This is a genomic window from uncultured Campylobacter sp. (assembly GCF_938040115.1).
GTDB lineage: Bacteria > Campylobacterota > Campylobacteria > Campylobacterales > Campylobacteraceae > Campylobacter_A.
The window spans coordinates 1-7762 of the sequence record NZ_CALHXD010000013.1 but is presented as its reverse complement, the minus strand read 5'-3'; the positions used below and the strand labels follow the sequence as shown (position 1 = coordinate 7762).

At 49.1% G+C, this 7762-nt stretch carries 7 protein-coding genes and 1 pseudogene; 5 read left to right on the top strand and 3 right to left on the bottom strand.

Annotated elements, in window-relative coordinates; genetic code table 11:
* Positions 1-44 precede the first annotated feature (44 nt).
* A complete protein-coding gene (locus Q0314_RS00490; protein WP_298055305.1) occupies positions 45-353 on the top strand; it encodes a YolD-like family protein in 309 nt (102 codons plus the stop codon).
* Between the two features lie 265 nt (positions 354-618).
* On the opposite strand, the gene Q0314_RS00485 is transcribed toward Q0314_RS00490, so the two are convergent.
* Positions 619-1755, bottom strand: coding sequence for a glycosyltransferase family 9 protein (locus tag Q0314_RS00485; RefSeq protein ID WP_298055307.1), 1137 nt, complete (start codon positions 1753-1755; stop codon positions 619-621).
* 28 nt (positions 1756-1783) lie between these two features.
* A complete protein-coding gene (locus Q0314_RS00480; RefSeq protein WP_298055302.1) occupies positions 1784-2815 on the bottom strand; it encodes a glycosyltransferase family 4 protein in 1032 nt (343 codons plus the stop codon).
* A gap of 133 nt (positions 2816-2948) precedes the next feature.
* Between Q0314_RS00480 and Q0314_RS00475 the strand changes: the two genes are divergently transcribed.
* From Q0314_RS00475 to Q0314_RS00460, 4 genes are read left to right on the top strand one after another with little or no spacing between them, the layout of a single operon-like run.
* Positions 2949-3881: a glycosyltransferase family 9 protein gene (locus Q0314_RS00475; RefSeq protein WP_298055300.1), complete on the top strand. Its 933-nt coding sequence runs from the start codon at positions 2949-2951 to the stop codon at positions 3879-3881.
* Positions 3878-4930, top strand: coding sequence for a glycosyltransferase family 4 protein (locus tag Q0314_RS00470; protein ID WP_298055297.1), 1053 nt, complete (start codon positions 3878-3880; stop codon positions 4928-4930). The genes Q0314_RS00475 and Q0314_RS00470 overlap by 4 nt, the downstream gene beginning before the upstream one ends.
* On the top strand, positions 4917-5990 hold the full coding sequence (locus Q0314_RS00465) for a glycosyltransferase family 9 protein (RefSeq protein WP_298055294.1): 1074 nt from the start codon (positions 4917-4919) through the stop codon (positions 5988-5990). Before Q0314_RS00470 ends, Q0314_RS00465 begins: the two co-directional genes overlap by 14 nt.
* Positions 5987-7174 carry a glycosyltransferase family 4 protein gene (locus tag Q0314_RS00460; RefSeq protein WP_298055292.1) on the top strand — a complete coding sequence of 396 codons (1188 nt, stop codon included), beginning with the start codon at positions 5987-5989 and terminating at the stop codon, positions 7172-7174. The genes Q0314_RS00465 and Q0314_RS00460 overlap by 4 nt, the downstream gene beginning before the upstream one ends.
* On the opposite strand, the pseudogene Q0314_RS00455 reads toward Q0314_RS00460, so the two are convergent.
* Positions 7122-7762: pseudogene (locus Q0314_RS00455) on the bottom strand (lipopolysaccharide heptosyltransferase family protein); the annotation flags it as partial. The gene Q0314_RS00460 and the pseudogene Q0314_RS00455 sit on opposite strands and share 53 nt — an antisense overlap.

Genomic DNA, 7762 nt, shown 5'->3' with positions numbered 1-7762 from the left:
CACCGGACGAGATAGAAACAAAAAGATAGGAGGGCACAAAAGCGGTGAATAAAGATAGAGCCAAAATCTTTAGCTCATTTAATCCTCTCTCAACTCTAGAAAAAGCCCTAAAAGCACAGGAGCGAGAAAAGAGCGAAAAGCTGGATCTTGACGAATCAAAAATAGAAGAAATCCTAAATAAAATAAGCAAACTAAAACCCGCCGACAAGGTAAAAATCACCTATCACGACGGGCAGGGCTACGCGAATATAGAGGGGCTGGTCTCAAACGTAAATTTGATGGATAAAAGTTTAACTGTGGTAAAGACGAGAGTTAAATTTGACGATATTTACGAGGTTGAGGTTGTTTTGTGAGGCGGAATTTTGCGGTGTGCGAGACGATATGTACGGCACAAATTTTACTTTGCCCCCGCTTTTCTTGACGGCTAAAATGCAGCGAAATCCTAAGCGCGCCAAAAATCGGTTTAGTAAAATTTGCCTTGATTAAACAGCCTTGCGCTATCTCAAGTGCGTGCTTTGGGTGCGTTAAATTTGGTCGCACTCCGTTTGCAAAAACATTATGCGCGACGGGGCTTTTGCTGATTTGCGGCCGTTTGAGAAAAGCCGCGCACTAAAATTTCTAGTTTTTTGTCGCTTCGGCGAGAAATTCTCGCTCGATCGTTTGGATGACGGCTTGCGGCGAGAGATCTTTCATGCAGGCGTGGGTTTTTAGCGGGCAGACGCGCTCCATGCAGGGCATGCACTCTAAATTTAGGTGCAGGATGCGGGCGTTTTCGTTGCGCCACGGACAGGTCTGCGTAAATCTCGTCGGCCCAAAAAGCGCGATCGTAGGCGTCTTGTAGGCTGCGGCGATATGCATCGGGCCGCTGTCGTTCGTGACGAATATCCCGCCGCTTTGCCCGATGCCGCCGATATTTTCACAAAGCTTCCGCACGCTCGTTTTACCCGCTAGATTTTCGCAATCCGCGCCGTTTTCGCGTAAAATTTGCTCGATCTGCTCGCACATATCGCGCTCGCCCGTACCGCCAAAAATCATAATCTTAAATTTATCTTTAAAATGCAGCGCCACCTGCGCGAAGTAGGCCGGATACCAGCGTTTCGCGCTTCCGTAGCTAGCGCCGGGATTTAGCCCAAGCACCGGAGCGTCAAATTTACGCGGCTCAAAGTAAAGCTTTAGCCCGTCGTCCGCCCGTTTCAAATTTAACGCGGATTTGACGAATTTTAGGTATTTTTGTACCTGATGTGCGCCGTCTTTGCTCTTTTGGAAAATAAATTTTTGCCCAGCCCGCGCCCCGTAAAGTAAAATTTTACTCGCAAACGAGCTTCTAAAACTAAACGCCGCATCAAATTTGCCAAGCTCTCTTGCCTGCCAAAACAGCCGCCAGAGCCTAAATTTAGCCTTTTTGCTGCTGTCAACGATGACACGCTCGCAGTTTGGGTGGGCCTTAAAAAGCTCGCACGCCGCAAACGAGCCGAAAAATACGATTTTGACGGGCTCTCGTGCCTCTTTTTGTAAATTTTGCGGATTTTGATTTTCTCGCGCATTTGTCGTCAAATTTACGCCGCAGTCCGCGTCAAATTTACCGTCCAAATTTGGCGTATCGTTTTTAAAAATTTGAATTTCTTGCGTTACGGGACCGAAATTTTGCGACGAAAAGCTAAAATCTCGCTCGCCCAGGTCCTCAAATTTGCCCGTCAAATTTCCCGCGCCAACCACCGCATGCTTTGCGATAGCCTCTACAGCGGCGCTTGCCATCACGGCGTCGCCCAGCCAGGTCGGCAGCTCAATCAAGATTCGCACGTATGATCTCCAGCGTCGCGCTCGCGTTTTTTTCGATGCTAAACTCGCTAGCAAGCGCCAAATTTCGCTCTTGTAGCATTGCCAGCCGCTCGTCGTCGTTTAGGATCTCGTCGATCAGAGCGCAGATGTCGTAGTCTTGCGGCGAGCTCATCACAAACTCCCCCGGTAGTATCTCCGCGGCGCCGTTTTGAGCGGTCGTGATAGCGACGCAGCCGTAGCTAAGCGCCTCCAAAACGACGTTTGAAAACGGCTCGTACGCCGTCGGGAACAAAAACAGCTCGCTACCTTCGTAAAATCTCGCCGCGCTTTTTTGCGCGCCCGTAAATACGGCGTTTAGGCCGAGTTCCTTGGCTAGATTTTTGTAGCGGGCGGCGTTTTTGTCGCGGCCGACGATCAGGCAGTTTACGCGCGTTTTTAGACGAGCCGCGATGCGTAAAAACTCCTCCGCGCCCTTGCGTTTAAAGCCGCTTCCCACAAACAGCAGCGTCGGTAGGTGAAAATCAAGTCCGAATTCCTCGCAAAGAGCGAGCTTTGCCGAGCCTTTTTGCACGCGCATAGGCAAATTTACGCCGTTATAGACGACTGCGATCTTTTCCTCGGCGATGCCGTAGGTATCGCAAATTTGACGCTTTATGAAATTTGAGTTGGCGATGATTTTTTTAGCATTTTTAAAAGTGCGCTTTTCAAGGTACGGAATGACGAAATTTAGGGGGTTTGTGAACCAAAAAGGCTTGGTTTTCATATAGACTTTGTGCACGCCGTCGCCAGCGCGGTAGATGTCGGCGCAGGTGATGCGCTCAAGGCTAAAATAAATCTCGTCCGCGCCCTTTTGCCGCTTGGCTTGCGAGTTAAAACGCAGGGCTTTGATCCATGAGCTTAGCTTTTTGCTACCGATAAATCCGCGCGTCTCACACGCGACGCCCGAGTCTTTTAGAGCCTTGACGAGCCTTGAGAGATACCTCTGTGCCCCGCCGATAGCGTCCAAATCGAGCCTTAAAAATACTATTTTTTTCATGTTCGCCTTTTAAAATTTAGCGGTATTTTATAAGTTTTTTGATGAATTTTAGGTTATGCCTGGCGGGTGACGGATGCGGACGTAAATAAGTATAAGCGTAAAATGGGTATAATCGAGCCAAAAAAGGAAAATCGTGAAAATTTTGCTCGTTAGAAACGATAACATCGGCGATCTCATCTGCACGACGCCGGCGATTGAAGCGCTGCGAAAAGCTCATCCGCGCGCGCAAATCGATATCGTAGTAAATAGCCTAAACGTATGCGTCGTTCGCGGCAATCCATTTTTAAACAAAATCTATATCTATACTAAACCAAAGCACGTAAAAGGAGCGGCGGCAAAAGTGCGGGCGTTTTGGGAAAAATGTAAAATTTTGCTTCAAATTCGCCGCGAAAGATACGATGCGACCGTGATTTTTAGGAGCGCTTATTCGCCCTCTGCCGCGATATTTGCCAGAGCCGCCGCAGCTAAAACGACGATAGGAGCGGCAAAGCAAAATGAGGGCAATTTATTAATAACGCACAAACTAAACTTTAATTCACCACCTCACGAGGTGCTGCTTTGCTGTGAGCTAGTAGCTCCTCTGGGAGCGAAATTTGACGGAGAAAAGACGCTTTACGTACCGAGCTTTAAAAGTGAGAAATTTAAGGATTTTGTCTTTTTTCACGTATCCTCGAGGGTGGAGCAAAACCGTATGGACGAGGCTAAAATTTTACGGATTTTGGCGTTTTTAAAACAAAATTTCGTACGCGTAGCCGTTAGCGCCGAGGATGCAAGGCTTGGCGAAAAAGTAGCGCAAGAAGCGGGCGTGGAGTTTGCCTCGACTGCGAGCCTAGATGAACTTGCGGGCTATATCTGGGCGGCTAAATTCGTCCTCACGCTTGACGGCGGCGTAGCGCACCTAGCTCCCGCACTTGGCGTAAAAACGGTGCTGGTGCTTGGCAAAACGGACGCCGCTCGCTGGGCTCCGATTTACGGCGGAGCGGAGTGCGCGGTACTACAAAGCGCGAGTAAAATGGCGCAAGACGCGGCGGACGAGGAAATCTACGAGGCGGTCAAAAATATATGAAAAAAACGGACAAAATCAACATCCTAGAGCTTGAAAGCTCGCTAGGCTTCGGCGGTCAGGAGCACCGCACGCAGCGCGTCATAAACGGGCTAAATAAGGATAAATTTAAGGTATTTTACGCGCTAAATCCAGGCTCAAAAAGCTTTGAAAAGCCTATTGATTGCGAGTTTGCGGAATTTAACCTAAGCAAGGTCTATAATATTTTTGAAATTTTTAAAATTTGCCGTTTCGTGCGCGAAAAAGGTATCTCGATCATCGCTACGCACTCGGGCAAGGACGGCAACATCGGCGCGATCGTCGCGAAGCTAACGGGCGCGAAAGTCGTGCGTACTAGACACCTGCAAACGCCGATCAGGTCGGCATTTAGCTACAACGTAAACGATAAAATCGTAGCCGTCTCAAACGCCGTAAAATCACAACTCGTCTCGCAGGGCGTGCAGGGAAATTTGATAGACGTTATCTATACCGGCGTGGATACGGCGCGGTTTAATCCAAATTTTACCAAAGATATAAAAGCGGAGCTAAATTTGAGCGCAGACTGCGTCGTAGTCGGTATCGTGGCGGTCTTGCGCGCGGCGAAAAATCATCAGCTTTTATTTGAAGCTTTTAGCGAGCTAAATCTGCCAAATACCGCTCTAGTCGTGGTCGGCGACGGTCCGCAGGAGGAAAATCTAAAAAAAATAAAAACGCCAAACATCTATATGCTAGGCTCGCGCACCGACGTGAGCGAGTTTTTGGGTAGTTTTGACGTTTTCGTGCTGCCATCAAAGATGGAGGCGCTGGGCACGGCTCTGCTTGAGGCGCAGTCTTGCGGAGTGCCTTGCATCGGTAGCGACGCGGGCGGTATCGGCGAGGCGATAAGTAGCGGCGAAACGGGGCTCTTGTTTAAAAACGGCGATAAAGAATCGCTCAAAGCGGCCTTAAAAACGCTGATAGAAGACGCGGCGCTTCGGGCGAAATTTAGCGCGAACGCGAGGGAATTTATCGTGCGAAACTTCTCGATAGAGACGATGGTCGCGCAGACGGAAGCGATGTATGAAGCTCTTTGAGAGCGCGGCGCGGCTCATTTTGCGCTTTAAAAGCGTGCGCAAAACGCAGCTGGTTACGCAGCCCATACAAACGGTCTGTTTTTTTAGCAACACCGCGCTTGGCGATACGATTTTTAACACGCCCGTTTTTCGCGTTTTTCGGCAAAATTTCCCGCACGTACGCACGGTCGCGCTGCTAAATCCATCTACGGCACCGCTTTTTAAAACCGATCCGAATATCGACGAAATTTTGCTTTACGACGGCAAAAAAGGCGGCTTTTTGCGCGCTTTATCGCAGCTAAAAAAGATAAAACCCGACGTCATCTTTATCCTGCACTCAAACGAGCCCGAGGCCACGCCGCTAGCAGTTTTAAGCGGAGCTAAATACGTCTTTAAGCTGCCAAATGCGGGCAGTAAATTTAGCCCCTTCCACTCAAACGCGCCAGAGCCATACGGAGATGAGCGATACGTCGTGCTAAACCGCTTAGAGCAGCTTAAATTTGTAGGCATCGAGAGTCGCGACACGAGGTTAAATTTATATTTGCGAGACGAGGACTTTACCCGCGTCGATGAAATGCTAAAAAAAGGCGGCAAACGCAAATTTATCGGCTTTCAGATGGGGGCTAGCACGGTTTCCAGGCAGTGGTTTTGGCAGCGTTGGCGGGGGCTGGCGGGAATTATTTTGGAGCGCACGGACGCCGTCATCGTGCTAACGGGCAGCCCCGCCGAGCGAGCGATGACCGCGCAGTTAGACGAGGAGTTAAGAAGCTCTCGCGTGATAGATGCGGCGGGTAAATTTAGTCTGCGAGAGGCTGCCGCGCTGATAGCTAGGCTTGACGTGCTTGTCACGCCCGATACCGGCCCGCTGCACGTCGCAGCTGCGCTAAAAACGCCTACGATCGGGCTTTTTGCCGTCGCTTCGCCCGTGAACTCAAATCCGGATTTTGACGAAAATATCCATAAATTTATCAAAAAGCCGCGCACCTGTTCGCCTTGCGTCGGCAAAAACTGCAAATTTCAGGAGTGCATGCTGCAAATAGGCGCGGATGAGGTCTGGGAGATGCTAAAGGAAATGATTTGAAAAAGATTTTGTTCGTCGATACGGGGCGCGAATACGGCGGCGGGACGAAGAGTTTTTTGTATCTTTTACGGGGGCTTGCCGTGCAGCAAAAATACGAGCTTTGCGCATTTTTTGAGACCGATTACGAGGCGGACGGACGTAAAATCTCGCAAATCATCGAAGAAGCCGGGGCTAAATTTATAAAATTTGAGCCAAAAAAGCAGCCCTCAAAGCTAAAAAAAGAACTTTTACGCGCGCTAGGCGGTCAAATTTTAGCAAAATACCTCTATAAAAAAGACTACGACTACGCGCTTTGCCTGCTTGGGCAGGCGCATCCCGATATTCTTCATCTAAATAATCACTTTTCAACCAATCTTGCTTACATCGCCGCCGCAAACGCCCTAAATATCGCGGTAGTACAGCATTTGCGTAAAAACTCGGCCGTCGAGCCCTTTAAGCTTGAAATTTTAAAGCGGCTAAAATTTACGCCCGTTTGCGTTTCAAACGCGACTTACGATTTTTACGCCGCGCAGATAAATATGCCTAAAAACGTGGTTTATAATCCCGTGGAGGCGCCTGTTTTGAAACGAGAAAAGTCTGAGACGGGCAAAAATTTGAGCTCCTCGCAGGCAAATTTAAAAGATAGCGGCGACGATAAAAGCGCCGCCCTAAAAGCCGAATTTGACGCCGAAAAAATAAATATCGTAATGCCTGCAAATTTCTTGACGCTAAAGGGGCACGAGCTAGTTTTTGACGCGCTTGCGGGGCTAAAAAGAAGCGATATAAAGGTTTATTTCGCGGGCGATGGCGAGCTAAAAGCGGGGGCGAAAGCCAAATTTGACGCGCTGATAAAATTGGGCAAGGCCGAGTATCTAGGCTTTGTTTCAAAGATGGACGAGATTTATACCGCGTGCGACTACGTGCTTGGATTTTCCAGCGACGAGGGGCTACCTAGGGTCGTCATCGAGGCGCTTGGCTGCGGGCTTGGCGTGGTGTACTCTGATATCGCCGTCATAAGGGAGATTTATGAAATCTCCTCTAAAAAGCAAGACTTTTTTATAGTTCAAAGAAGCTCGGACGCGCTTTTAGCCTGCTTTGACGGCTTACAAAAACCTGGCTCAAAAAGCCCCGACGATGCCGTTATAAAGGCATTTAGCATAGAAAATTATCTTCGCGGGATAGATAGGATATATAGCGAACTTTGACGAAGGCCTCGATGTCTGCGAGGTTTTGCTCGCTAAGCTCGAAAAAAGCGCTCGCGTCGATACCCCGCACGGTTTTAAACACGGAGCTAACGGGCGGCAGATGTGAGCTGATCACGAGCGAGTCGGCGACTCCTCTTTGCTCGCTTGCAAAACAAGGCCCCATCAGGCAGATCGTGGGCGTTCGCACGCTATCTGCGACGTAGTAGTTGCCCGTATCAGAGCTCGCGTAAAGCTGCATCTGCGAGAGATAAAACGGCAGCTCCTCAAGCTTGATTTTATCGATTAAGGAGATGATTTTTAGCTCGTTTTCGCCGAATTTTTTCACGTAAGTATCGCAAATTTGCGAGCTCAAATTTGACCCGTCGCCGGTGCCGTTTTGGCTGCAAATTTGAGCCTTTGATTGCTCGCCGTTTGCGTTTTCAAGATCGCCGTAAATTTCGATCGTATCGCTAGCCGAATCCGCGCAAAATTGCCTATCGCTAGGATTTTTTGCCTGCTTTTCGTCCGTATTTTCCGCGAGCAGGTTTTGTAGCAGCGCAGCCTCCTCGCCGACGCCGAAAACATAAACCTCGCAGTCAAATTTAGCGA

Bases quoted from the DNA above. Each gene is read 5' to 3' on its own strand.
- Q0314_RS00485 (WP_298055307.1), bottom strand. From the start codon at position 1,755: ATGGCAAGCGCCGCTGTAGAGGCTATCGCAAAGCATGCGGTGGTTGGC.
- Q0314_RS00480 (WP_298055302.1), bottom strand. From the start codon at position 2,815: ATGAAAAAAATAGTATTTTTAAGGCTCGATTTGGACGCTATCGGCGGG.
- Q0314_RS00470 (WP_298055297.1), top strand. From the start codon at position 3,878: ATGAAAAAAACGGACAAAATCAACATCCTAGAGCTTGAAAGCTCGCTA.
- Q0314_RS00465 (WP_298055294.1), top strand. From the start codon at position 4,917: ATGAAGCTCTTTGAGAGCGCGGCGCGGCTCATTTTGCGCTTTAAAAGC.